Genomic DNA, 24,666 nt, shown 5'->3' with positions numbered 1-24,666 from the left:
TGAGAATTGCAACTATGACACAGCAAACATTTAACAAAACCCGTCTGGCGGCGACCCTGGCCATGTTGCTGGGGACCGGCATTCATACTGCAGCCGCTCAAGAAAGTAACGATGCTGCTAATCTCGACGAAAGCGAACAAGTTGTCGAAGTGATTGAAGTTTCCGGGATCCGCAGCAGTCTGGTACGCGCGATGGATATCAAGCGCTCCAACAACGGGGTGATGGACGCCATTTCCGCCGAAGAAATGGGCCGCTTTCCCGACACCAATCTGGCCGAGTCACTGCAACGTATTACAGGTGTATCGGTAAGCCGTTCAAACGGTGAGGGCAACCAAATCACGGTGCGTGGTTTCGGGCCTGAGTTTAACCTTATTACCCTTAACGGCCGGCAGATGCCTGGAACGGGGTATACCCGTTCTTATGATCTGCAAAACCTGTCGTCAGAAGGCGTATCAACACTGGAGGTCTTTAAAACCGCGCGGGCTGAAAACCCAAGCGGCGGCCTCGGTGCAACGGTCAATATCGTGACCACCAAACCGCTGAACAATCCGGGCCTGCGCTATTCACTGATGGGAAAAACCATCCATGATACGTCTGTGGAAGAAGGCAATGACCTGACACCTGAATTTGCTGCGGTATACAGCAACACCTTTGCCGAAGACACCATTGGCTTTTCGGCATCCTTCTCGCACCAGCAGCGTGACTTTCAGCGTCAGTTAGCCAATATCCAGGGCTGGCAGGCCAATGTCGGCCTCCCCTCTGACCCCAGCGGCGAGGTGATCGATCCACGTCCTCTGGACGACGAAGGCAACCCTATTGGTAACCACTTCTTCCCCAAAGACATGAACTACGGCATCGATAACGTCGAACGTGAGCGGACCAATGCGCAGGTAACGCTGCAATATGCCCCTACCGATGATTTGATCGTTACCGCCGACTATACCGGCAGTAATGCGGTAACCGGCGTGAACAGTGTTGGCTGGGGGATCTGGAACGAGTTTGGCGGCAACATCAATGCCTACGAACTGGATGAAAACGGCACGGCGCTGTACGCCGATATCGCCGGTAACGATGGCTCCTTTACAGCGTTTCGTGAGACCGTCGAAGTGGAAGCAGAGTCCATTGGTCTGAACATCGACTGGCAAATGACTGATGATTTGCATTTGGCGTTTGATTATCACGACTCCAGCAACGAGACAGACAATGGTGCGGATGATGGAATGCGGGGCAATGGCCAGGTTATTCTTGGCTCCGATAAGCTTGTCAGTAAAGTCTACGATTACCGCACCGGTGAAGTTCCGCATACTTATATCAACTGGCAAAATGGCACCAATGTGCTTCAGCCTGGCGAAATAGATTCGAACTTCAGTCAGTTTATCCATTCACCAGGTAAGGCGGAGATCGAACAGTTCCAGCTAGACGGTCAGTGGTACAATTCGGCCTTTGACATTCCCATGGTGGAAGTGAAGTTCGGTGTCGCACGTACCGAGCAGACCATGAGCGGTTTTACCGCGTGGAGCGGCCTGCGGGGTGGTCCGGGCTTTAACCCGTCGTTCACCGAAATCTTCCCGGATGGCATGTTCACGCAACACAGCACTGCAGGCCTGCTTGATCAATTTGCCGGGGGCGGCAGTGATTTGATGCCTTCGTACTATTACACGTATGACTTTGACGAAGCAGTAGCACGTCAGATGGCGTACCTGACGCCAGAGTTGATGGGCGACAATGCGTATGTCCCTGACCCCTACTTTGACGGTATTGACAGCCAAAACAATGTGGAAGAGGTAACCAACAGTGTGTACCTGCAGACCGACTGGGAATTCGATATTGCCAATTATATGGTGACGGTGAATGCCGGGGTACGATACGAAGAAACCGATGTAACCAGTACTGTCCGCCAGCGTGTTGAACAACAGGTCAACTGGGTCAGTGCGTCAGAGTGGATCATGCAATACGCAGGCGGCGACGATGATTTCCTGGTATTGGAAGGCGATTATGATGTCGTGCTGCCGATGATCGACGTCCGTGTCGACATCACCGATGAACTGATTGGTCGGGTTTCCTGGGGCAAAACGATGTCACGCGCGCCGCTGGGTGATCTGGCCGGTGGTCGCTCTTTGACAGGTAGTCCAAAACCCGGCGCACGCACCGGTTCACAGGGCAACCCAAGCCTGTTGCCGTTTGAGTCAACGAACCTCGATATCACGCTTGAGTACTATTACGATGAAGGCAGTTATGCCGCCATTGGGTATTTCAGAAAAGACGTGGATAACTTTATTTCACGTCAAATCACACAAACCACCATTGATGGCTTACGTGATATCTTTGAAGGACCACGCTACCAGCAAGCCATTGCCGATATTGAGGCACGGGGTGAACAGGCTGACAGTAATGCGATCTATGCCCAGATGCTGGAAAATGGTCACGGCAATGCTGACGGCGTGATTTCACCTGACGCGTCTGATCCGCTGATCACATGGAATATCACACAGCCGACCAATACCGACAGCAAAAAGGTCGATGGTATTGAGATGGCTGTCCAGCACCTGTTCGGTGATACTGGCTTCGGTGTGGGGGTAAATGCCACCTTCGTTGACGGTGACGTAGAATTTGATGTGAACAGTCTGACGCAGCAGGCACCGCTTTATGGTCTGAGTGACTCGGCCAACGCGCAGTTTTACTACGAAAAGTATGGCTGGTCGGCAAAACTCACGTATGCCTGGCGTGACTCCTACCTGATTGGGGTAGGACAGGCGCAGGGCTCTGCTGATGCGCCGCCTCAGTTTGCGCGTGAGTATGGCCAGTGGGATCTCAGTGTCCACTATGACATTACCGAAGACCTGACCGTGTTCTTTGAGGGGATCAACCTTAACAACGAGACCGAAGAGGGCTATGGCCGGTATGAGGAACAGTTCCTGTTTGCCCGCCAGTATGGGCCACGCTACTCGCTGGGTGTGCGTTATATCTTTAACTAAACTGGGCAACGGTGGCAAAGGTCACCAACTCAGTGTCACTTAAGCAAGCCGGGGTCAAATGCCCCGGCTTTTTTATTACCAGCGCCAGGCTGCGGCGGCGTTGCTCAGTCTAACAAGCCGTGCTCAATGGCTTTTAACACGGCACGGGTGCGATCCCGCGCGCCCAGTTTACCCAGCAATCCCGATACCTGATTTTTCACGGTGCCCAGTGACTTGTGAGTGGCTTCGGCAATTTCCTGATTAGACATACCGGCCGCCATTAAACGCAGAATTTCACGCTCTTTAACGGATACCGGCTCGGTGAGTGTATCGCTTGGCACGTGGTCGGATTTCAGTCGTCTGAGCAATGAGTCTGTCAGCGCAGGCTGAATTAAATTGCCTCCAGCTGCGAGTGTTTCGATAGCCGCAACCAGTGATTCCAGTGACACATCCTTAAGCATGTAGCCGCGCGCCCCGGCTCGCAGCGCATTAAGAATACTGTCATGATCATCAAACGTGGTCAGCATCAGTACCGGCAGCATTTTATCGCGTTTACTGAGCGCCTCAAGCACAGCGATGCCGTTCATTTTCGGCATGCGGATATCAAGCAGTAACACATCCACCGCCAGATTCGGAAGCATCATCAGCGCTTCCTCACCGTTAGTCGCCACCCCCACTACCTCGATATTTTCAGATAGCTGAAGTAAGCTTTCAATACCCTGACGAACCAGCAACTGATCATCGACCAGCATCACGTTTATACTCATAGGTTTACTGGCATCTTAATGGTTAACTGCAGCGCGGGTGTAGTGGCCATGGTAAGCGACCCGTTCACGTCGGCAATACGTTCACGGATCCCGCGCAGGCCGTGTCCTTCGTTAAGCTCGCCTTCCACTCGTCCGTTATCCTCAATGATCACCGTCAGCATGCCATCACGACAGGTAATATCAACGGTCAGTACCGATGCTCTGGCATGACGCAGAGTATTGGTAATGGCTTCCTGAACCGTTCTAATTACCGCATTTGCCTGCGTAAAACTCAGTTCCGGCAGGTTGTCGGTGATGCGCGTCTCAATCGCCAGACTGGGAACATCACGGATCAACACATCAATGGCTTCCTGCAGACTCACGCCTTCGCTTTCGCGCATGTCTGAAACCGCATCGCGCACATCCTGAAGCAATAATCTGGCAATGTTATGGCACTGCGAGAGGTTGCTGCTAAGCGCGTCCTTATCACGCTCAGGGTTGCTGGATAACCGTCCGGCAACCTGCAGGTGAATCGATAACGCGGTCAGATGATGGCCCAACAGGTCATGAATATTACGCGCAATTCGGGTGCGCTCCTGTTCACGCGTAGCGCGTTGCAATAGTGCCTGCGCGGCCCGTAACTCTCTGTTGGTTTCTTCCGCGTGTTTCCTTGCCTGCTCTTCACGGCGACGACTGTCCACCATCATCATCGCAAAAATATTGAAGGTCCAGAATAACAGTGCGGTCAGCCAGGCCGTGCTCTCCTGCCACACATAGTACTGAGTAAGCCAGAGCGGAGCAGACCACAACGGCGACAGCAATATGGCGCGGTGTAAAGACATATAATAGACCAGCTGTGCCGACAGCATGGTCATCAAAATCGCGTTGTAGGAAAATGGCAGGCACAGATAGAGGATTATCACGCACAGGCACTGCCAGCCCATCAGCGAATACCGGACAAGCAACTCATGCCGGTACGCACCATCCCGGACACCAAGAAAAAAGCCGGTGATAAATCCGCAATAGGCACACATCGACAACCACCAGCGGGTATCCGTCACTTCAGCGTAGTTCACCGTCAGTGCCAGTGCACTACCAGCCACCAGCAGCCAGGTAAAAAACGCAACCAGAGTTTCAGTCGCAAGCGGTAATGTTCGAATTTTCATGCTACTAGCCTAGAGCAACCTCGTACCACTGCCAATAGGCCAAAAGTCACTTTTTACGTCGTGACTATCCTCACTACCTCGCTGTTTGTTGTCACGCCATACTCCTCTTAAACCGGCAATACACCGCTTTTCACTGTACTGCCCGTTTTTACCCTGACTTTCAAGGAGCCTGCTATGCAATTATTACCCGATCCCCTGATGACGTTCTATCAAAGCCTTATGTGGCTGCATATAGGTACCGGCGTGATCGCGCTGATAACTTTCTGGTTACCCCTGATGGTACCGCGTGGCAGTAAACCGCATAAACGCTTCGGCGCCTGGTACATCACGTCAATGTATATTATCTGTGGCACGGGGGCGATCATGGCAACCATGGTATTAATCAGCCCGCAGTATTTTAAACCTGACTTATTCAACCAGGCCTCGGACATAGCGGCGACAGAGGCGGGTGTCCGGCGTTTTTGGTTTTTTCTGCTGTTTTTGTGTGTGTTTATCTTTACCGGCCTTCGTCAGGCGTTGTTTGCACTAAATGAACAGCCCGGCTTGCGCAGCGGCCAGACCTGGCGCCCTAAACTGCTTCCTGCTTTACTGCTGGGGGTGAGCCTGATGCTCGGCGTGCTTGCAGTATCCGCCAGCCATATTTTATTTGCCGTATTCTCATTACTGGGCGTTGTAAATGCACTCTCAATGCTGCGCTACCTGCTTAAGGCCAGTGTCACCCGAAAACAGCAAATCATCGAGCATATAGGCAGTATCTGCGGCACCGGCATTGGCGTTTTTACCGCATTTTTCGCGTTCGGTGGCCGTACGCTGTTTGACGGACTGGGTCAGTGGCAGCTCGCTTTTTGGATTATACCAGGGATCGTCGGCACGGGGCTGATAGCCTACGCGGTAAGGCCATACAAAGGTGCGCGATCTGCGTTGCTGCCCACTGGTACGAGCCAGTCTCGCAACTAAATAACACCAGATATGCAGCATTGTGTAAGGTCGATAACCCTGCACAATGCTGCCGCCACCTACACCATATTACGCAGCAGTTGTGACGTGTTAAGCCGTAACAGCCGCCAGCAACCGACAGCGCCCAGAAGACCAACGACCAGGGCGCCACAAGCAGGTGCAATCAGCCAGTACTCCAGGTGCAGCTGGGCGTCCATCTGAAACACCTGAGTCTGCAGTAAATACAGGCTAAACTCGTTGGCCAGCGCAGCCATCAGTCCGGCGACCACACCAATAATGACAAATTCCAGCACCACGCTAAGGCGAATAAGGCTGCCTTTCGCGCCTAGCGTCCGTAAAATCGCCAGTTCCTGAAGGCGTTCATCCATACTGGCCTGAACCTGAGCGATCAGTACCAGAGAGCCTGCAGCCAGCACCAGCACCAGGATGAACTCAACCGCGACAGACACCTGATCGACAATACTGCGTAGCTGATTAATTCTGGCGTCCACGTCAAACATGGTGACCGAAGCAAACGGCTGCATCAGCCGGGTGAGTTCGGCCTTACGCTCGGTAGGCAGGTAAAAACTGGTAATATAGGTCGGTGTGAAGGCCGTCATCGCAGCCGGATCGATAATGAAAAAGAAATTGGGCTGCATCGTCTGCCAGTTGACCTCACGCACACTGGTCACCTGAGTATTGACGATTTCACTGCCAATATTAAAGGTCAGCTTGTCACCCATACTGATATTCAGGCGTTCAGCCACACCGGTTTCCACCGATACCGGATAGATCCCCTCGGGTAAGTCAGCCTCGGTATTACCATGCCACTGGCCTTGTGTGATTTTATTTTCGTTTTGCAGCTCATCATCCCAGGTCAGGTTCGCCTCACGCCCCAACCCGTCGCGCTGGTTGGTATCGCTGCCCTCCTCTTCTTTAGTGACTTCCGTGCGCACCGTTTCGTCATTCACAGCGGCGAAGCGCCCTCTTACCACCGGATAAAATTTATCAATGTCGATTTGATTCTCAGCAAAATGCGACTCGAGGCGCGGCTGCTGCGCTTCGGTAATATTAATAAGAAAATAATTAGGCGTACCTTCCGGCAACTGCGCCCGCCACTGAGCAACCATATCGTTGCGCATTACCAGCACAATCAGCAGCAACATGATGGTCACAGAAAAACTGATCAGCTGAATACTGTTGTCCATAGCCCGGCGACGTATGCGTGCCCACGCCAGTTGCCAGGCGCCCATTCTTCCCTGGCCCAGTTTCCGTCCCACTGCAATCAGACCGTAGGTAACCAGCAGTAGTCCGGCAATCAGAACCACGCCGGATGCAAATAGTATTGCACTGATTTCCAGATCCTGACTGTAGGCCCACATCAGCAGAAATACAGCGCTGCCCGACGCCAGAAACTGCAGTGAACGTGAACTTAAATTGGAACTCAGGTCGCGCCGTAATACGCGCAGCGGCGGAACAGAGAAAAGCCGCAACAACGGGTACAGGGAGAAAAGCGACGCGCAGACGGCACCAGTAAACACAGCAATCAGTAATGGCCTGAAGTGCCACACATCGATACTCACATCGACTTTGTCAGCCAGTGCCCAGACCACCACCTGCTGAATGGCCAGCCCGAAGATAACCCCCAGGATGATCCCGACCACCGTAATAAACAGCACCTGCAGGACATACACTTTGCGGATCATCGCCTGGGTCGCGCCCAGCGTCTTCATAATGGCAACCGGATCAAAGTGACGCAGACTGTAGCGCTGAGCGGCAACCGCGATCGACACGGCCGCCAGGATAATTGCCAGTAATGAGGCCAGCAGGAAGTAGCGTTCCGCACGGGCCACCGAGCGGCCAATGGCTGACTCATCATCAGCGGCTGAACGCCAGCTATGTAAATCATCATTCAGCTTTGGCTCGAGCGCGTCATAATAGTCGGAAATCGCTGACGCATCGCCAGCGAAGTACGCGACATAATCAGCCCGCGAGCCCGGCCCTGTCACATTGGTGGCAGCCAGGTCATCCAGTCGCATCAGAACAATCGGCTCGGCTGAAAAAACACTAAATCCCGCATCCGGAATTTCGCCCAGCACGTTACCGACAGTAAAACTCGCGTCACCGACGTCAACCGTATCCCCGACCTTCACGTTCAGTGTCTGGAACAACCGGGAGTCAATCCACACATGGCCCTTTTCCGGCAGTGACTGGACAGGCTGCTTTTCACCAAACGGCGCATCGGCAACCATGACTTCACCGCGCAGCGGGTACTGGCGGCTCACTGCCCGCAAATCGACCAGTGACATCTTTTCTGCCCCAAATACCATGGAGCGGGTCGATACACGCTGCGCCGTACTGATGCCCTGGTCACGGGCGTCAGTCAGCCAGTTTTCATCTATCGGCTTATCAGACCGCAATTGTGTGTCTGCAGCCAGAAACGCGGCTGATCGCTCAGACAATGCCGACTGCAGTCGCTCGCTAAACAACGATAACGACAATACCGCCGCCACCGACAATACGATGGCCAGCAATATTATGGTCAGTTCACCGCGCCTGGCCTCATGCTTAAACAACCGCCATGCCAGGCTGAAAACATTATTCATTTACCCCGCCTCCCTGGCCAGGTTGTGTTTCTCATCGCTGCTTTCTTCTTCCAGCTGCCCGCCATGCATCATCAGCTGGCGGTCACATTTTTTCGCCAGCTCTGGATCGTGCGTCACCAGGATCAGCGTTGTTCCAAGCTCATGGTTGAGGTTAAAAAGCAGTTGTTCGATCTTCTCACTGTTCGCCTCATCAAGGTTACCGGTCGGTTCATCAGCAAACAGGATCCGCGGCTCACCAATGAAAGCCCGGGCAATCGCCACCCGCTGCTGCTCACCTCCTGAAAGCTGGTTCGGGTAATGATGGGCCCGGTGCCCCAGTCCCACATCATCAAGAATCGCTTCAGCACGTTTCTTCGCATCAGTGCGACCTGCAATTTCAGCCGGCAGCATGACATTTTCCAGTGCCGTAAGACTCTGCACCAGCATAAAGCTCTGAAAAATAAACCCGACTTTCTCGCCACGCAGACGCGCTCTGGCCTCTTCATCCAGGCTATGCAATGCTGCACCATCAAGATAAATTTCACCCTCGGACACTTCGTCCAGGCCGGCCAACAGGCTCAGCAGCGTGGATTTGCCGGAGCCGGACGCACCAACAATGGCAACCGACTCACCGGCCTTGACTTCAAATGAGATAGGCTGAAGGATCTGCAGTTGCCCTTCACTCGTAGTTACGATTTTAGTGATCTGCTGCGTTTTTATCATAAAGGAGTCATATCAGTCGTGTTTGATTTCCAACGAGCGACAAGCGTCGTGCTTATTCTGCTCACATGCATTTTATTCCCGCTTCCCGTATTTTCAGATCAGGCGGCGAATGACGCCAGCCAAACCTCTTCGTCCTCTCAGAAACTGCTGGTACTCGGTGACAGCCTGAGTGCCGCTTACGGGCTGAAAGCGAATCAGGGTTGGGTGAGTCTGTTACAAAAGCGCTGGCAGGACGAGCAGCTTCCGATTGACGTGGTAAATGCTGCGATAAGTGGCGATACCACTGACGGTGGCCTGGCCCGGCTTCCACGTCTGCTGAAACAACATAATCCTACTCATGTGCTCATTGAGCTGGGCGGCAATGATGGTCTTCAGGGACACCCGGTCGGCAAACTTAAACAAAATTTAATGAAAATGATCACGCTGATTGAAGGCCATGGTGCTGTTCCACTGTTGCAGGATATGCAAATTCCTACCAATTATGGACGCCGCTATACCGAGATGTTTGGGGAAAGTTTCGATGACGTCGCCGATAAGCGCAATATTACGCTGGTGCCGTTTTTTCTAAAGGACATTGCCCTTGACCCGTCGCTTATGCAGCGTGACGGGATCCATCCTAATGCCGAGGCACAACCCAAAATCCGCGATTATATGTACAGACAGCTAACGCCATTACTGCTGCCACAGGACGCCATGGTTCTGCCGCTACCGGAGATTAACATTGCAATCTGACGCATTCTTCGTACAATAAATAGACTGTTTTTAACCGGAGGTATTCACGATGGATGTATCTTCTGCGACCGCTGCACCAGTATCGACAACACTGGATCCAGCACCGCCGCGTGATAACCGGGCATTGTCATCACCCCAGGGTGACACGCAGTCTGCCCCCTCTGCGCAGGTCGACGGTACGCAGTCTTCAGACAGTACACAAGATCCTAATGCACGCATTGGTGGTCAAATCGATACCTACGTGTAGCGTTTCAGATTCTAATAAGTAAAAGGGCAGCCTGGTGGCTGCCCTTTTTCATTGCCCGTGTGGTTCAGGGACGCACATAATGCGAGGCCGATGTATCAGATGCGGCATCCATACCGACATAGCGCTCCCGCAACCGACTCTGACGGGACTCCATATCGATAAGTGAGCCGTTAATAATGACCTGCTCTGCCACTTCAGTCACTTCCAGCGGATCGCCCGACCAGATAACGACATCAGCCCGGTAGCCGGTACCAATCTGACCTAAGGTGTCTTCCATCCCCAGAATCTGCGCTGGTGTGCGCGTAAGACTGGCAATACCCGCATCGTAAGACAATCCCGAGGCTACCGCATTCCCCGCATGCTGGGTGGCGAGGCGAATATTGTGGGTGTCCATGCCAATTGCTACCGACACGCCCGCCTGCTCCAGACGTGCTGCATTGGCCAGCGTTGCGCCCAGCTGGTCAAAATTGCCCGGCAGATTGTACTCAGGATCGATAATCACCGGAATATCCGCCTCGGCAAGGGCATCAGCCACGCGCCAGGCTTCAACGGCATGGATCAGTACCACATTGATCATAGAGTGACGCTCTTTAAAGGCAATCACCTGACGAATATCAGACGCCCGATCCGCCTTCATAAATAGCGGCAAGTCACCGCTCAGCACCTTTTTCAGCGCACTGATATCGTTAGGCGTATTGAGACCATGCCACGCAGTGTCAGGACCTGGCAGGGTAGTTACGGCGTCCGCTTCAGCCAGCGCCTGTTCAATGGTCACCCATAATGCGGCGCGACTACCGCCGGTATGCTCACTGCCTGACCCCGTTACATCCACCGTGACAAATGCCTGCGATTTCAGGACTGGCTCATCGCCTGACAGACTAATTACTGCGCCCTGACCGCTGAACAAAAAGTCAGTGTAGGTAATTCCCGTCGCTGCGGCAGTCATTCCTTCAATGCGCGTTACGCCCATCAGACTTGAATCGGGATTGACCGCGTAGCTCACGTCCAGCGCTGCGCCTGTTTTGGTAATAGGTGTCGGATCGACGGTTGCATCAACCACGCCTGCTGATGACGACACTTCCACCAGGCCCAGTGACGTAAACGCGCCAATTAAACCGGGAGTGACGGTTTTACCACTTGCGTCAATGACCTGATAACCCTCAGGAATCTCAATGTCATCGCCGCTAACCTGCTGGATCGTACCGTCTTCTATCAGTATGGTTGCCTTGTGCAGGGTGCCATTTTCCCCCATGGTAATTACCTTACCACCGGTTATCGCAATATTCTGTGCCAGAACGGTGGTGCTCATCAGGGTGGATAATGCAAGTAATGCCAGTGTTTTCATTTTACGTCTCCTTCGCCAACCTGACCTAATTCAAAGTCGCTGACCGGCCATGTTTCTGGGGCACTCAGGTCATACGCCAGGCCACCGTCAATGTACACCTTTTCAGCTTTGGTATAGGTCGAGAACGGGTCACCGTTCCAGAGCACCAGATCGGCATTCTTACCCTGCTCCAGTGAGCCGGTTTGCTCAAAAATGCCCAGCGATTTAGCAGGATTGGCCGATAGCCAAACCCAGGCTTCTTCTTTGGGAATATCCAGACCGGCACGCTGACCGTCGGACCATGCTTTCGCGGCCTCCTGATTTAGACGCTGGATGCCAAGGTCGCTGTCAGAGTGAACAATTGCACAGGCACCGGCAGCATGAACGGCCGGAATGTTCTCACGGATGCCGTCATACGCCTCCATTTTAAAGCCCCACCAGTCAGCCCACATGGCCGAGCAAACGTCGTTCTTTGCCAACTTGTCGGCAATTTTGTAGGCTTCGACAGCGTGATGAAATGTGCCAATCTGGTAATCGAATTCCTTCATGACATCCATCATGATGGTCATTTCATCGGCGCGATAGCAGTGCATATGTACGCGGATATCGCCTGACAGAACCCCTGCCAGCGTCTCCATTTGCAAATCACGCTTGGGCACTTTTGGATTTTTGCCGGCGTCAAAATCTGCTTCGTAACGTTCCCACTTTCGCATATAGTCCTGAGCGTCAGACCAGGCCTGGCGGTAGCCGGCCACGTTCCCCATGTTAGTCATAGGGCCGCCTTTCTCACCATACACGCGCTTGGGGTTTTCGCCACACGCCATTTTCATGCCGTAGGGCGCATCCGGGAATTTCATATCCTGCATAGTACGATTGGGGACATTTTTCAGTACTACTGAACGCCCGCCAAACAGGTTGGCTGAGCCAGGCAGAATTTGCAGGGTTGTCACGCCCCCGGCCAGAGCCCGGCCAAATCCAGGATCCTGCGGCCAGACTGAGTGTTCTGCCCACACCTCAGCGGTAACAGGATTAGTCATTTCATTACCATCGGCATGTGAACGCGTCGATGGTGACGGGTATACGCCTAAGTGGCTGTGATTATCAATAATGCCAGGCGTTACCCATTTTCCTTCGCCATCAATGACCTTTGCATCGGCAGGCACATCCAGCGACGTGCCCACCGCCTGAATTTTACCTTCGGCAAAATAAATCATGGCGTTGTCGATTTTATTCCCCACGCCGTCAATCAGGGTGACGTTTTTAATCAGGGTCGGTGTGCTTTCCAACGGCTGATAGGTACTGGGATAAGGGTTGGTGTCTATTTCTACTTTATTATTGGTTGCCTGCTTGTCAGCGCTTTTTGCTGTTGCCGTGCAGCCGCTTAACGCCAGCGCACAGACAAGCCCCGACAGCAACACCGGCAGTCTGGTATTTACAGATTTCATGGTTTCCCCGGATTGTCGTGATTATTGTTCTATGGCAAGTACGAACAAAATGCCGTTTCGGCTTATTCGTTCGTGCCGCTGTAAAGACTAGCGGTAAAATAACACAGCGACAATGCGCGACGGGTCAACTGACTCTTTGCTGCGAGGAATGCCGTTCAAGCACGCTGACAATTTCGTCAGACACTTTTAACCGGCGTATATCATTGAAAAGTAACGCGGCTTGTGGATACTGACGCTGCAAATACCCGCACCATTGTTTAATACGGTTGGGAAAATAGCGCCCCTTGTCGCCACTGATTTCATAACCGCTGTAGCCAATCAGTAATTTTGCCACCTCTTGCCATGGCATTGGTGCTTCACCTGTTTTGATGGTCCTGGCCAGATTTGGCATAGCCAGTGCGCCACGACCAATCATCAGATTATCGCATGCCGACATAGCCTGGCAGCGTTTTGCATCCTCAGCAGACCAAATTTCACCATTGGCCACCACAGGCATCGTCGTGCATTCCCGTATACGGGCGATCCATTCCCAGTACGCCGGCGGCCGGTAACCATCCCGCTTGGTGCGCGCATGCACTACCAGTTCATCTGCCCCGGCAGCCTCGACAGCGCGGGCATTATCCAGCGCCAGGTCCGTATCATCGAAGCCAAGGCGAATCTTGGCCGTTACCGGTGAGTCGGCCGGCACAGCGTCACGAACAGCGCTGATAATGTTATACAGGGCGTCGGTTTCTTTTAGCAGTACGGCCCCGCCCTTACTTTTATTGACCGTTTTAGCCGGGCAACCAAAATTCAGGTCTACGCCTGGTGAGCCAAGTTCTACAGCCCGTACCGCATTTTCGGCCAGCCACTGAGGGTGTTGCCCGAGCAATTGCACCCGCACCGGTACACCACTTTGCGTTTTTCCGCCCTGATGGAGTTCGGGACACAGGCGATAGAACGTCCGTCGCGGCAGTAACTGATCGACCACCCGCACAAACTCGGTGACACACTGATCAAAGCCCCCTACCTGAGTGAGCATATCGCGCATCAGACTGTCGACAACCCCTTCCATCGGGGCAAGCATAATCTTCATAAACAGCGTGGTTACAGTGAATAAGCCATGACAAATAAGGCGCGCGAGTATACCTGATCGCAGCACTACCGTCACGTTGGTAAGGCGATGCAATAGCCAGTTCATCCCCGTTTTTTGTCAGGCACTGCAAACAGCACTTCACGCGCTTTGCGCTATACCCTAACCGGCTTTGCGCGGGCGTCTTATTTTGACCGGGTGTGAGACGCTGCGCGCATTTCCTTCAGCCACAAACATACATAAACACCAAACTGTTCGGTTAGATAGTCATGAAAACTTTCATGATCAGCGCAGGGCTGGCTGACCAGACACTGGTGTGTACCAGTATATATTAGGGCGGTAAAAACAGGCATGCGGACCTCCTTGAATGAAGATCCACATAATACATTTAGACGTCTAAACGTTCAAACGTTTAGACGCTTATACGTATAACGTTATTTTGCCAGTACGTAATCCAGTCCTCCCCGGACTGCGGCAACCTGAGCCTCGTTACAGATCTCGGGGGTCGCATTCGGGCTGTCAGGATATACCTCTGTTGTGGAAACGTACTCAGCGTCTGTCAGACCACCACACAGGTACAACGACTTTTTGTCGTAGCCGATAACCCCTTCACTGACAATGTCAGCACCGATGATCTTACCGTTTTCATCAGCGGGAGCGATATGCGTGATTTCACGCACCCGATCGATGATGGCCTGCTGAAAGCCAAGCTGGGTATTTTTACTGTTCGATACGAGATAGAAACCATCCGGTATCTCCCATTCGTCATGCTCCGTCCCGTCACGGGCGGCAAGCGCTGGTCGGAATTCGCTGTTGTCAGTATCAGTGGTCTCATGCAAATCAATGTGCATGGTAAACGCCAGTTCCAGGCTCTCTACAAAAGCCAGAAGCTGTGCCGATTCTGGTGCGGGGGAATCTTTATAAAACGAACGGTTTGGATCAAGTGCCAGTGGATCCCAGCGGTTTATCGTTTCATAACCCCAGGGACTGATGCACGGACACACCACCACATTACAACGCTCCGCGTATTCACTTAAGTGCTCACGAATAAAAGCAATCGCGCCCTGCACGCCGCTCGTCTCGTAACCGTGCACACCGCCGGTTACCAGCATATTGGGCAACGACGCATTAAAGTTTTCCGGCACCACAGCCATTAACGGGTAACGTGTCGCGTCATAGGGCAATGCCCCATACTGCACCAGCTTGAAACCGTCCGGGATGGTGTCGAGCTTATCCAGCACTTCCTGCTGATAAGTGCGTTTCACCGACTGTTGCGCCAGCCACTGTGCTTTTTCCTCATCGCCCCAGGGCTTACCGGGTGTACCGATTGGATATTCTTGCAAAAAACACCTCGTATACTTGTCAGAATTCGGGACAGTAATGCTATCACAATACTGGCACAAACGAAGCAAGGCCGCATAACCTGAAGATGCTGTGGCGCCCCGCACCTGCCAGACGTGAACACATACAGTGCCGCAAAGCGCACTATTTCGTTTTTTTGCTCCAAACGTAAGCCAGCGACTGAAGGTCGTAGTGGACTATGTGATTTAAGGCTCTCTGCAGCAGGGAAGCGGCAGCGGAGCCTCCATGGACGGATTGACGGCGTATTGCAAAGCACATTACCGCGTTATTTTAAAAGCGGATTAAACGTTACAGAGAGTGGGGGGGCTATGTGATTTAAGGCCCTCTGCCGCAGGGAAGCGGCAGCGGAGCCTCCATGGACGGATTAACGGCGTGCCGCAAAGCACATAGCCCCCGCCTCTTTGAAACACGCAAAAAAACCAGCCTTTCGGCTGGTTTTTTTAGATGGCGTCCCCTAGGGGATTATCGGAGGCATCCTGCCTCCGACCCTTCGGGCCAGGCTTCGCCTGTTCTGCTGCGTTCCCGACGCAGCAGTCGACCCCGTAGTAGTGACAAACGAGGAAAATCGTCAGCCTGCTCTTCGAAGAAAGGGCTTCTCATCCCGGCGGGTACGCAAAAAAAACCAGCCTTTCGGCTGGTTTTTTTAGATGGCGTCCCCTAGGGGATTCGAACCCCTGTTACCGCCGTGAAAGGGCGGTGTCCTAGGCCTCTAGACGAAGGGGACAAAAAATCTTCTTTCGAAAGCAACGCTTTCGAGATTTTTTGTAAGGCGAAGTGAGCTCTGCGAACTGAGCGACCTTCAGCTTACTCAATTTTCTGTCCGAAGGTATTTCAACCTTCAGCCTATTCACAGTTAACGGACTGTGCACCGTAAAAATGGCGTCCCCTAGGGGATTCGAACCCCTGTTACCGCCGTGAAAGGGCGGTGTCCTAGGCCTCTAGACGAAGGGGACAGAAATTTTGACCAGCGAAGCGTTGCTTCGCTAAATTTCTGTAAGGTGAGGTGAGCTCTGCGAACCGAGCGACCTTATTCTTCCAGAAACTTCTGTCCGAAGGTATTTCAACCTTCAGCCTATTCACAGTTTCGGACTGTGTACCGTAAAAATGGCGTCCCCTAGGGGATTCGAACCCCTGTTACCGCCGTGAAAGGGCGGTGTCCTAGGCCTCTAGACGAAGGGGACAAAATTTTTGTCTATCGTTGCATTGCAACGATAAAATTTTGTCGAGGAAAAATTTCACTGGTGAAATTTTTCGGCCTTATCCTGCTTATTAAAAGCATTGGACTTAGACTTTTTTGTAAGGCGAAGTGAGCTCTGCGAACTGAGCGACCTTCAGCTTACTCAATTTTCTGTCCGAAGGTATTTCAACCTTCAGCCTATATAACAAACCGTACATAACAATTTGTTGAAATTTGGTGGAGCCAGGCGGGATCGAACCGCCGACCTCTTGCATGCCATGCAAGCGCTCTCCCAGCTGAGCTATGGCCCCGTCTGAACATCACGTTGTGTGACTGTTCCGTGACAGCGGGGCGCATTTTAGGTACACCCCCCTGGCATGTCAACGCTTTTTTTATGAATTTTCTCTGTTTGCTATAAAAGTGAGCGCTTTGTCGATTCTCTCACCAATTTTGTCTTTTGGTAACAAATTCAGCGTGATATCCAGCGACGGAGAATTACCGCTGCCCGTTGCGGCTACTCGCAGTGGCATGCCGACTTTGCCCATGCCCACGCCCAGCGATTCAGCCGTTTCATTAATCGCCGCCTGAATCGATTCCGGCTTCCAGTCAGTTATCGCCATTAATTTATCTTTCACCACACTAAGCGGCTCTTTGGCGACCGGGCGAAGGTGCTTTTTCGCTGCCTTTTCATCAAAATCGTCAAAGTCCTGATAAAAGTAGGCACTTATTTGCGCAAGTTCTTTGAGCGTTTTCACACGATCAGCCTGAATGCTAATAACAGACTCAAGCGAAGGGCCACTATCGACAGAAACGCCCTGCTGTTCAAAATGCCATTTGGCATGGTGCGCGACTTCGGAGGCTGGCAGCGACTTAATATAATGCTGATTCAGCCAAATCAGCTTCTCAGTATTAAATGCAGAGGCAGACAGACCAATCGCGTCCAGACTAAACAGCTCAATCATTTCCTCCATACTGAAAATTTCCTGATCGCCATGCGACCAGCCCAGACGAACCAGGTAATTAACCAGCGCCTGAGGCAGAAAGCCGTCATCCCGGTATTGCATAACGCCTACCGCACCATGACGTTTTGATAACTTTTTACCGTCATCGCCCAGGATCATCGACACATGCGCATAGTCAGGCACAGGCGCCCCCAGCGCTTTAAGAATATTAATCTGACGCGGCGTATTATTAATATGGTCCTCACCACGCACCACATGCGTTATTCCCATATCCCAGTCATCAACAACCACACAGAAGTTGTAAGTAGGGGTGCCATCAGAACGCTGAATGACAAGATCGTCCAGTTCCGTGTTACTAAACTCGATACGCCCGCGGATCCGGTCATCAAATACTACAGAGCCTTCCTGTGGGTTCTTAAAGCGTATTGCAAAGGCCTCGCCCTCAGGATGATCAGTGCGATCCCGCCAGGTACCTGGGTAACGTGGCTTTTCACCGCGTTCTTTTTGCGCTTCACGGATTTCATCCAACTCCTCACTGCTCATAAAGCATTTATATGCTAATCCCTCATCAAGCAGCTTCTGAATTAGTTCACGATAGCGATCAAACCGATCTGTCTGATAAACCGGCCCGGTATCCCAGTTAAGCCCCAGCCAGTTCATACCATCCAGTATTGCCTGTTTCGCATCATCAGTTGAACGTTCGATATCTGTGTCTTCAATGCGCAAAACAAAATTACCACCGTGGCGTTTGGCAAGCAGCCAGGAATAAAGGGCAGTACGCGCACCGCCTACGTGCAGATAACCGGTTGGACTGGGAGCAAATCTGGTAGTGACCGTCATGTCGTCTCTCTGTTAAAGGTAAGTAAGTAAAAATAAGAAGAGGCGCATTCTACCAGTCTATCTGCAGTGGAAAAAGCACCTGCCCTGCCCCTTGTAGTCAGAAAGCCTTATAAAGAGGTACTGAGTATAGTTAAAATAAGCGGCAGAAGAACAATGGTGTCAGCTGAGAGCCAGGCATCATGACCGTTCGCTTTTCAGACAGCAAATGTAACTTTTGCACATTTTTCATTCAGACAGTCACCATTGTGCTATTTTGTAGTTGACAGTCGCGACGCCAACTCTATAATACCGCCCCACTTACCGCAGCGCGGTAATTAAGACAATATGGACGCTTAGCTCAGTTGGGAGAGCATCGCCCTTACAAGGCGAGGGTCACTGGTTCAAGCCCAGTAGCGTCCACCACTTTTTTTAAAGTGAGTGGCGAGGGTCACTGGTTCGACAACATTCGTTGCGAGCCATAGCGATAACCCGTCATAATTGTCTTAGCATTTAATATTTGGACGCTTAGCTCAGTTGGGAGAGCATCGCCCTTACAAGGCGAGGGTCACTGGTTCAAGCCCAGTAGCGTCCACCACTTTTCTCAAGTGAGTGGCGAGGTTCACTGGTTCAACAACTTCCCACAGGCGAAGGCGTTGCGAGCCACAGCAGACGTTCCATCACTTGATTTACTCGAGTGAAACAATAAATATTAAATGTAATCAACAACAAATGGACGCTTAGCTCAGTTGGGAGAGCATCGCCCTTACAAGGCGAGGGTCACTGGTTCAAGCCCAGTAGCGTCCACCATCTCTTCTCTTATTAAGTCCATCGCTCGAGTCACTGGTCCAACAACATTCGTTGCGAGCCACAATAGCGTCCACCATCTCTTCTCTTATTAAGTCATCGCTCGGGTCACTGGTCCAACAACATTCGTTGCGAGCCACAGTAGCGTCCACCATCTCTTCTCTTATTAAGTCATCGATCGGGTCACTGGTCCAACAATGTCCCATAGACTGCGACGATGTCAGACGCAGCAGGCGCTCTTCTGCTCTCTTTAGCTCTTGTACCTTAGTACCTTAGTACCTTTGTACCTTAGTACCTTTGTACCGTTGCACCTTTACGTTTTACTGATTAAAAAGTAATCTTAATGGGAGTAGTGCCGATAACATAATATTGGCTAACCGCGCGTGGGTTCGCTGGCGCATGCCGAACCGCTCTGGAGTCGCAATGAACATCAAACTGGTAAGACAAATGCGGGTGCTGGTCATCGACGATCAGGTTCTTGCGAAGGGTTACCTTAAATATTCGCTCGAAGAACTGGGTTTTCAGTCGATTGATTATGTCGACAAAGCCAGCCATGCCCTCTCAGCCATTCAGCGGCAAGCCTATAACCTCATCGTGTGTGCCTACGACCTGAAACAGGAACAGGAAGGTTACTTTCTGTATCAGCAAATTAAAGAGCAGCGTATATTACCAATAAGCGCGGCCTTTGTGTTCATCAGTGCCGATACCGCCTCCGATATTGTTCATTCAATTGTTGAGCTTCAACCTGATGAATTTCTTGCCAAGCCTTTTACTGTGCGCGATCTGGACCGTCGGATCTCACGGGTGTTACAACGTAAGCAGGCTCTCGCCTCCGTTTACAGCCTGATGGACAATGATCAGTTCTCTCAGGCACTAAATGAAGTTGAGCGTTTTCTCAGCGATCCTGCCAATGCCGAATGGTATCCAGTCGCATTAAAAACGAAGGGCGAACTGCTGCTGGCCTGTGAGTATGTGATGCAGGCCAAAGAGTTTTATCAGGCAATTATTAACGTCCAGAATTTTACCTGGGCGCAGCTGGGCCTGGTTCGCTGTCTTATCTATTTAAATGAAGATGAAGACGCAGAGCGGCTTATCCTTGAACTGGCATTCAAACCCGAATCAATGCTGGCAGCCTATGACTTGCTTAGTGCTTTGCAAATTAAACACAAGGCCTTTGATGATGCTTTGGAGTGCGTGCTTACTGCCAGTGAAATATCGCCACGCAATATTCAGCGCCACCGTCAGGCTTTCGATTTATCGCGCCTGACCCATGACTATGAAGCGCAGTTCGATGCCGCAAAAAAAATCGTAAAATATGCGAAGAACTCAATCCACGATAAACCGGAAATTTATCTGAACGTAGCCCGCGCAGGTGTCGATTTTGCCATGACAACGGATGATGAGCACTCAGGTAAGCTCATCAAGCAGGCCAATGACTACCTGCGACAAATGAAATCAACATTCCCTAAAGCCGATGTTGATGAACAAATGAAGGTCATTGATGCGCGCATCATGTATTTGCGGGATGAAACGGATAATGCACGGGCATTACTTGACCAGCTAAGCGATGAAGTGTGGGAAACAGAAAGCCTTGAAGCGCTGTTGGATCGATCCAAGGCTTTTCATGATGTGGGCCTGCAGCAACACTCGCTTAAGGTACTCGATGTGATTGAGCAGCGTTGTAAAACAAATAAAGAAAGTCCGTTATTTACCTACTACGTGCATCAGGAAAAATCTGAAAAATCGGATATCGAACTTAGTCCCAAAGCACTCAACAACATGGCGGTTCATCAGTTTAACCAGGGCGAAATGGGCAAGTCGTTAAAAACATTCAGTCAGGCATACCGTGTCATGCCAAAAAACCCTGCAATTGCACTTAACCTGCTGCAGGCCACGGCCATTAACTGGCGCAAACTGCGTGGTAACAGTAAAACCACTCAGCCCGTTATTCATAAATGTTTGCAAACTATTGAGTCTGCCGAATTGAGCGATGATCAGGAACGGCGCTATCAGCGCGTAAAAACCGTGCTCAAAGATCTCGCCTGATGAGAGGAGGTGCGCGGGTTGCTACTTGTAGCGGGAGTATGACTGCCCGTATACAACGATATCCCCATCGAAAATGTCGTCGGTATACCGCTGGGTTCGCTGGTATTCCATACCCAGCTTTTCCATTATTCGGATAGAACGCACATTGTCGGGTACTGCCATTGCTGAGAAAGTTTCCACGCCCATGTCACGCAGCGCTTCGCGTACGGCCGTTGCCGCTTCAAGCGCGTATCCCTTCCCCCAGCATTTTCGTTTGAAGCGCCAGCCCAACTCAATATTTTCAGACTCGGGCTGTGGCGTAAAAAAGCCAAACGGGCGAACCAGAATCCAGCCAATACTTTCCTCGTGCTCTTTTTCGATGACCCGCCATAGCCCCCAGCCCAGCGATGGGTTTCGGAAAGCATGTAAGCGCGGCATAAATACGGAATCAATTTCTTCCCGGCTGGTTTTGATGCCACCATTGATGAACTTCATGACTTCCTCGTCCTGATCTAATTGCCATATAAACTCAACGTCATGATCATCCACAAACTCATAACGTAAGCGATCACTATCATCAATCCGCATTGGTGCCCTTATCCTCCTAACATCGCAAGGTGCCGCGTTGCACCGGTATTTCCCTCGTGTAGAAAATGGCTCGCATGTTTATTGCCCAGCGCTTCCTGCAGAAAAGCCTGAACAGCGGTTGTGTTGCCTTCTTTAAGCAACGAACGCATTGGTATACCTTCTTCACTAAATAAACATAGATGCAAATTGCCGTTCGCTGCAACCCTTAATCGATTGCACGACTTACAAAAGTCCTTACTGTACGGCAAGATAAGGCCAATTTTACCCTCATAATCCGGATGTTGATATTCTATTGCAGGGCCAGCACTTCGGTCCCTGCTAATTGGTGCCCAGCCGTTATTTTCCAGGTAAGATTTCAAAGGCGTGCCAGACTGATGCTGTGCCTGGAAAAAGTCAGCATGTTCTCCGGTTTCCATCAGTTCAATAAACCGCAGCGTAACCGGCATGGTTTTGAGCCACGTCAGAAAACGGTTCAGCCGCGCTGCCGAGAAGTCGGCCAGCAACACCGTATTTACTTTAACGTTCAGTCCCGCATCAAGTGCAGCATCTAACCCTTTCAGGACTTGCTGTAACTTGTCCTGCCCGGTAATTGCACTAAACTGTCGTGGATCCAGGCTGTCTATACTCACGTTAACCTGGTCTAATCCAGCCTGCTGCCATTGTCTGGCAAACCGCTCAAGTCGGGCACCGTGCGTTGTAATGGCGACCTGGTGAATCCCAGGTGTTCGCTTGGTCTGACTTAGAATATCGGTAAAGTCGCGCCTGAGCGATGGCTCTCCCCCGGTGATGCGGACTTTACTGGTGCCAAGGCCTGCGAATGCCTGCACCAGGGTATCGATTTCCTGAATCGACATAAATGCATCATTGGCGGGACCATCGTAACCGTCTGGCAGGCAATACTGACAACGAAAGTTGCAGGCCTCAGTGATTGAAAGCCGCAAGTAATGAAATTCCCGTCCGAACGTATCTTTAAGCAACGTAACTCTCTGTGAAAAGTGTGCCAGCCACTGCTGCCATCTGAATGAATTTACTGTACTATTCACGTACCGCACAGGTGTTGGACTAACGAGTAAAAACAATCGCCAACGACACCTGTTAACGCTTTACATTATATTGTGTCCACATACTTCGCAAGGTGAGCAGCGATAATCTGCTACCCCGGCATACAACGATGACCGCCACCTTACACCGTTTCTTTCAGCGCTGGATGTATTATGAGACGTTCCCGATTTCCGGTTGATACCTCTACCCCTGTCCGCTGGCAGGTTTTACGACAACTAGTCCCTTACCTTATGGAATTCCGCCGCCGGGTGGCGCTTGCAATGGTGTGCCTTATTGCCGCCAAGCTCGCCAGTATTGGTTTACCCTATGTGCTCAAATACACCGTAGATAGTTTAAACGCAGATGAAGCCACAACGGCTTTACTGGCCGTGCCACTGGCACTGATTGTCGCGTATGGGGTATTAAGATTACTTAATGTGATTTTAGGAGAGGTACGCGACACGCTGTTTGGTCGCGTTACCGAACGTGCCATGCGGCGTCTGGGCCTGACCGTCTTTGAACACCTGCACCAGCTTGACCTTGGATTTCACCTGAATCGCCAGACTGGGGGCCTGTCACGTGACATTGAGCGCGGCACGTCTGGTATCAGCTTTCTGATGCGGTTTATGGTCTTCAATATTCTGCCTACCTTACTGGAAATACTGATCGTGGTCGGCCTGTTACTTACGCAGTATGGGCCGTCGTTTGCGTTGATCATTCTTGTCAGCGTTATCACTTATGTGCTGTTTTCCATGAAAGCCACAGACTGGCGCACTCGCTATGTCACGCGCATGAACGAAGCAGACTCCAGCACCAATACCCGTGCCGTCGACAGCCTGCTAAATTTTGAAACGGTAAAGTATTTTAATAATGAGCAGTTTGAAGCAAACCGCTACGACCAGGCGCTGGCAGAGTGGGAACAGGCCCGTCGTCAGAACCGGTTATCACTGTTTGCCTTAAATGGTGGCCAGGCGCTGATTATCGCCGTCGCAATGACAGCAATGATGGCCAATGCCGCTCTTGGCGTAGCCAGTGGCGACATGACCATTGGCGACTTTGTCTTAATCAATGCCTTTACCATGCAGATATTTATGCCGCTCAATTTCCTTGGTTTTGTTTACCGGGAAATTCGCGGTGCGCTGGCTAATATCGATAACCTGTTCGGGCTGTTAGAGACGCAGCCTGACGTCAAAGATGCGCCTGATGCCTCGTCGCTTGTGGTTAAGGCTGGACGTCTTGAGTTTAATAACGTGAGTTTCGCCTACCAGCACCAGCGCCCCATCATTCATGATCTGTCATTTGTGGTTGAGCCGGGGGAAAAAGTCGCTATTGTCGGGGAAAGTGGTGCAGGTAAATCAACCCTGATCAAGCTGCTGTTTCGTTTTTACGACGTGACAGACGGCACCATATGTCTTGACGGACAGAACATTGCGGCAGTAACCCAGCAGTCTCTGCGACAGCATATTGGCATTGTCCCACAGGACACAGTGCTGTTTAACGACACCCTGTACGAAAATATTCGATACGGACGCCCTGACGCCAGCGAAGCTGACATTTATGAGGTCATCCGGCTTGCGCACTTAGATACATTTGTTGCTGAATTGCCCGACGGCTTGCAAAGCCGTGTGGGTGAGCGCGGCCTGAAGCTTTCCGGCGGTGAAAAACAGCGCGTTGCCATTGCCCGGGCCCTGTTAAAAAATCCACCTGTTCTGGTGTTTGATGAAGCCACATCGTCGCTGGACAGCCATGCTGAACAGCATATTTTGAGTGCACTGCGCCAGGCCGCAAAAAACCATACCAGCCTTGTCATTGCACACCGCCTTTCTACCATTGTTGATGCCGATAAAATCATTGTGCTCAGGCAGGGGCGCATTGCAGAAACCGGTACCCACGTCAGTCTGCTGGCAAAACAAGGTGTGTACGCTGCCCTGTGGCAGGCGCAACAGCAGGAGCAGTAG

General features: G+C 51.6%; 17 protein-coding genes and 7 tRNA genes. 9 read left to right on the top strand and 15 right to left on the bottom strand.

Annotation, left to right across the window (positions count from 1 at the left end; all coding sequences use genetic code 11):
• The first annotated feature begins 14 nt into the window (after positions 1 to 14).
• Positions 15 to 2,975, top strand: a complete 2,961-nt coding sequence (locus tag IE054_RS02260; protein ID WP_189403446.1) for a TonB-dependent receptor — start codon at positions 15 to 17, stop codon at positions 2,973 to 2,975.
• A 104-nt stretch (positions 2,976 to 3,079) separates the two neighbouring features.
• On the opposite strand, the gene IE054_RS02255 is transcribed toward IE054_RS02260, so the two are convergent.
• Entirely contained in the window at positions 3,080 to 3,721 is a 642-nt protein-coding gene (locus tag IE054_RS02255; protein WP_189403445.1) for a response regulator, read from the bottom strand.
• The gene (locus tag IE054_RS02250; protein ID WP_189403444.1) at positions 3,718 to 4,866 is read right to left on the bottom strand and encodes a sensor histidine kinase; all 1,149 of its coding nucleotides are present in this window, start codon (positions 4,864 to 4,866) and stop codon (positions 3,718 to 3,720) included. Before IE054_RS02250 ends, IE054_RS02255 begins: the two co-directional genes overlap by 4 nt.
• Positions 4,867 to 5,040: 174 nt before the next feature.
• On the opposite strand from IE054_RS02250, the gene IE054_RS02245 reads away from it, so the two are divergent.
• On the top strand, positions 5,041 to 5,823 hold the full coding sequence (locus IE054_RS02245; RefSeq protein WP_189403443.1) for a hypothetical protein: 783 nt from the start codon (positions 5,041 to 5,043) through the stop codon (positions 5,821 to 5,823).
• A 59-nt stretch (positions 5,824 to 5,882) separates the two neighbouring features.
• Here IE054_RS02245 and IE054_RS02240 read toward each other — a convergent pair whose 3' ends face one another.
• Together IE054_RS02240 and IE054_RS02235 are read right to left on the bottom strand one after the other, a co-directional pair.
• Positions 5,883 to 8,408 carry an ABC transporter permease gene (locus IE054_RS02240; RefSeq protein ID WP_189403442.1) on the bottom strand — a complete coding sequence of 842 codons (2,526 nt, stop codon included), beginning with the start codon at positions 8,406 to 8,408 and terminating at the stop codon, positions 5,883 to 5,885.
• A complete protein-coding gene (locus IE054_RS02235; protein WP_189403441.1) occupies positions 8,409 to 9,110 on the bottom strand; it encodes an ABC transporter ATP-binding protein in 702 nt (233 codons plus the stop codon).
• Between the two features lie 18 nt (positions 9,111 to 9,128).
• Here IE054_RS02235 and IE054_RS02230 point away from each other — a divergent pair, with 18 nt between their 5' ends.
• Both IE054_RS02230 and IE054_RS02225 read left to right on the top strand, forming a co-directional pair.
• Complete coding sequence (locus tag IE054_RS02230; RefSeq protein ID WP_373293804.1) at positions 9,129 to 9,842, top strand: arylesterase; 714 nt, start codon at positions 9,129 to 9,131, stop codon at positions 9,840 to 9,842.
• Between the two features lie 49 nt (positions 9,843 to 9,891).
• Positions 9,892 to 10,089 carry a hypothetical protein gene (locus IE054_RS02225; RefSeq protein WP_189403440.1) on the top strand — a complete coding sequence of 66 codons (198 nt, stop codon included), beginning with the start codon at positions 9,892 to 9,894 and terminating at the stop codon, positions 10,087 to 10,089.
• A 64-nt stretch (positions 10,090 to 10,153) separates the two neighbouring features.
• Here IE054_RS02225 and IE054_RS02220 read toward each other — a convergent pair whose 3' ends face one another.
• From IE054_RS02220 to gltX, 9 genes are all read right to left on the bottom strand, one after another.
• Positions 10,154 to 11,434 carry an amidohydrolase family protein gene (locus tag IE054_RS02220; protein ID WP_189403439.1) on the bottom strand — a complete coding sequence of 427 codons (1,281 nt, stop codon included), beginning with the start codon at positions 11,432 to 11,434 and terminating at the stop codon, positions 10,154 to 10,156.
• The gene (locus tag IE054_RS02215) at positions 11,431 to 12,858 is read right to left on the bottom strand and encodes an amidohydrolase (protein WP_189403438.1); all 1,428 of its coding nucleotides are present in this window, start codon (positions 12,856 to 12,858) and stop codon (positions 11,431 to 11,433) included. The genes IE054_RS02220 and IE054_RS02215 overlap by 4 nt, the downstream gene beginning before the upstream one ends.
• Before the next feature lie 124 nt (positions 12,859 to 12,982).
• Positions 12,983 to 13,933, bottom strand: a complete 951-nt coding sequence (dusC, locus tag IE054_RS02210) for a tRNA dihydrouridine(16) synthase DusC (protein WP_189403783.1) — start codon at positions 13,931 to 13,933, stop codon at positions 12,983 to 12,985.
• Between the two features lie 431 nt (positions 13,934 to 14,364).
• On the bottom strand, positions 14,365 to 15,273 hold the full coding sequence (locus IE054_RS02205) for a M14 family metallopeptidase (protein WP_189403437.1): 909 nt from the start codon (positions 15,271 to 15,273) through the stop codon (positions 14,365 to 14,367).
• A gap of 667 nt (positions 15,274 to 15,940) precedes the next feature.
• Positions 15,941 to 16,016: transfer RNA gene (locus IE054_RS02200), tRNA-Glu, on the bottom strand.
• 153 nt (positions 16,017 to 16,169) lie between these two features.
• A tRNA-Glu gene (locus IE054_RS02195) sits at positions 16,170 to 16,245 on the bottom strand.
• A gap of 152 nt (positions 16,246 to 16,397) precedes the next feature.
• Positions 16,398 to 16,473, bottom strand: a tRNA-Glu gene (locus IE054_RS02190).
• A 231-nt stretch (positions 16,474 to 16,704) separates the two neighbouring features.
• Positions 16,705 to 16,780, bottom strand: a tRNA-Ala gene (locus IE054_RS02185).
• Positions 16,781 to 16,861: 81 nt separating this feature from the next.
• The gene (gltX, locus tag IE054_RS02180; protein WP_189403436.1) at positions 16,862 to 18,271 is read right to left on the bottom strand and encodes a glutamate--tRNA ligase; all 1,410 of its coding nucleotides are present in this window, start codon (positions 18,269 to 18,271) and stop codon (positions 16,862 to 16,864) included.
• A 326-nt stretch (positions 18,272 to 18,597) separates the two neighbouring features.
• Between gltX and IE054_RS02175 the strand changes: the two genes are divergently transcribed.
• From IE054_RS02175 to IE054_RS02160, 4 genes are all read left to right on the top strand, one after another.
• Positions 18,598 to 18,673 (top strand) — tRNA-Val (locus IE054_RS02175).
• A 96-nt stretch (positions 18,674 to 18,769) separates the two neighbouring features.
• Positions 18,770 to 18,845: transfer RNA gene (locus IE054_RS02170), tRNA-Val, on the top strand.
• Positions 18,846 to 18,981: 136 nt separating this feature from the next.
• Positions 18,982 to 19,057 (top strand) — tRNA-Val (locus IE054_RS02165).
• A 420-nt stretch (positions 19,058 to 19,477) separates the two neighbouring features.
• The gene (locus tag IE054_RS02160) at positions 19,478 to 21,100 is read left to right on the top strand and encodes a response regulator (RefSeq protein WP_189403435.1); all 1,623 of its coding nucleotides are present in this window, start codon (positions 19,478 to 19,480) and stop codon (positions 21,098 to 21,100) included.
• A gap of 21 nt (positions 21,101 to 21,121) precedes the next feature.
• On the opposite strand, the gene IE054_RS02155 is transcribed toward IE054_RS02160, so the two are convergent.
• Both IE054_RS02155 and moaA read right to left on the bottom strand, forming a co-directional pair.
• Positions 21,122 to 21,667, bottom strand: coding sequence for a GNAT family N-acetyltransferase (locus IE054_RS02155; protein ID WP_189403434.1), 546 nt, complete (start codon positions 21,665 to 21,667; stop codon positions 21,122 to 21,124).
• A gap of 8 nt (positions 21,668 to 21,675) precedes the next feature.
• Positions 21,676 to 22,644 carry a GTP 3',8-cyclase MoaA gene (gene moaA, locus IE054_RS02150; RefSeq protein WP_189403782.1) on the bottom strand — a complete coding sequence of 323 codons (969 nt, stop codon included), beginning with the start codon at positions 22,642 to 22,644 and terminating at the stop codon, positions 21,676 to 21,678.
• A gap of 237 nt (positions 22,645 to 22,881) precedes the next feature.
• Between moaA and IE054_RS02145 the strand changes: the two genes are divergently transcribed.
• On the top strand, positions 22,882 to 24,666 hold the full coding sequence (locus IE054_RS02145; protein ID WP_189403433.1) for an ABCB family ABC transporter ATP-binding protein/permease: 1,785 nt from the start codon (positions 22,882 to 22,884) through the stop codon (positions 24,664 to 24,666).

This window comes from Alteromonas halophila (assembly GCF_014651815.1).
Taxonomy (GTDB): domain Bacteria; phylum Pseudomonadota; class Gammaproteobacteria; order Enterobacterales; family Alteromonadaceae; genus Alteromonas; species Alteromonas halophila.
Note: the sequence above shows the minus strand (reverse complement) of the source record. Positions and strands in the feature narration are given on the sequence as shown.

Coding starts and splice junctions, on each gene's coding strand:
- IE054_RS02160 (WP_189403435.1), top strand. CDS start 19,478: ATGAACATCAAACTGGTAAGACAAATGCGGGTGCTGGTCATCGACGAT.
- IE054_RS02225 (WP_189403440.1), top strand. CDS start 9,892: ATGGATGTATCTTCTGCGACCGCTGCACCAGTATCGACAACACTGGAT.
- IE054_RS02215 (WP_189403438.1), bottom strand. CDS start 12,858: ATGAAATCTGTAAATACCAGACTGCCGGTGTTGCTGTCGGGGCTTGTC.
- IE054_RS02255 (WP_189403445.1), bottom strand. CDS start 3,721: ATGAGTATAAACGTGATGCTGGTCGATGATCAGTTGCTGGTTCGTCAG.
- IE054_RS02245 (WP_189403443.1), top strand. CDS start 5,041: ATGCAATTATTACCCGATCCCCTGATGACGTTCTATCAAAGCCTTATG.
- IE054_RS02220 (WP_189403439.1), bottom strand. CDS start 11,434: ATGAAAACACTGGCATTACTTGCATTATCCACCCTGATGAGCACCACC.
- IE054_RS02155 (WP_189403434.1), bottom strand. CDS start 21,667: ATGCGGATTGATGATAGTGATCGCTTACGTTATGAGTTTGTGGATGAT.
- dusC (WP_189403783.1), bottom strand. CDS start 13,933: ATGAAGATTATGCTTGCCCCGATGGAAGGGGTTGTCGACAGTCTGATG.
- IE054_RS02250 (WP_189403444.1), bottom strand. CDS start 4,866: ATGAAAATTCGAACATTACCGCTTGCGACTGAAACTCTGGTTGCGTTT.
- IE054_RS02240 (WP_189403442.1), bottom strand. CDS start 8,408: ATGAATAATGTTTTCAGCCTGGCATGGCGGTTGTTTAAGCATGAGGCC.
- IE054_RS02235 (WP_189403441.1), bottom strand. CDS start 9,110: ATGATAAAAACGCAGCAGATCACTAAAATCGTAACTACGAGTGAAGGG.
- IE054_RS02260 (WP_189403446.1), top strand. CDS start 15: ATGACACAGCAAACATTTAACAAAACCCGTCTGGCGGCGACCCTGGCC.
- IE054_RS02145 (WP_189403433.1), top strand. CDS start 22,882: ATGAGACGTTCCCGATTTCCGGTTGATACCTCTACCCCTGTCCGCTGG.
- gltX (WP_189403436.1), bottom strand. CDS start 18,271: ATGACGGTCACTACCAGATTTGCTCCCAGTCCAACCGGTTATCTGCAC.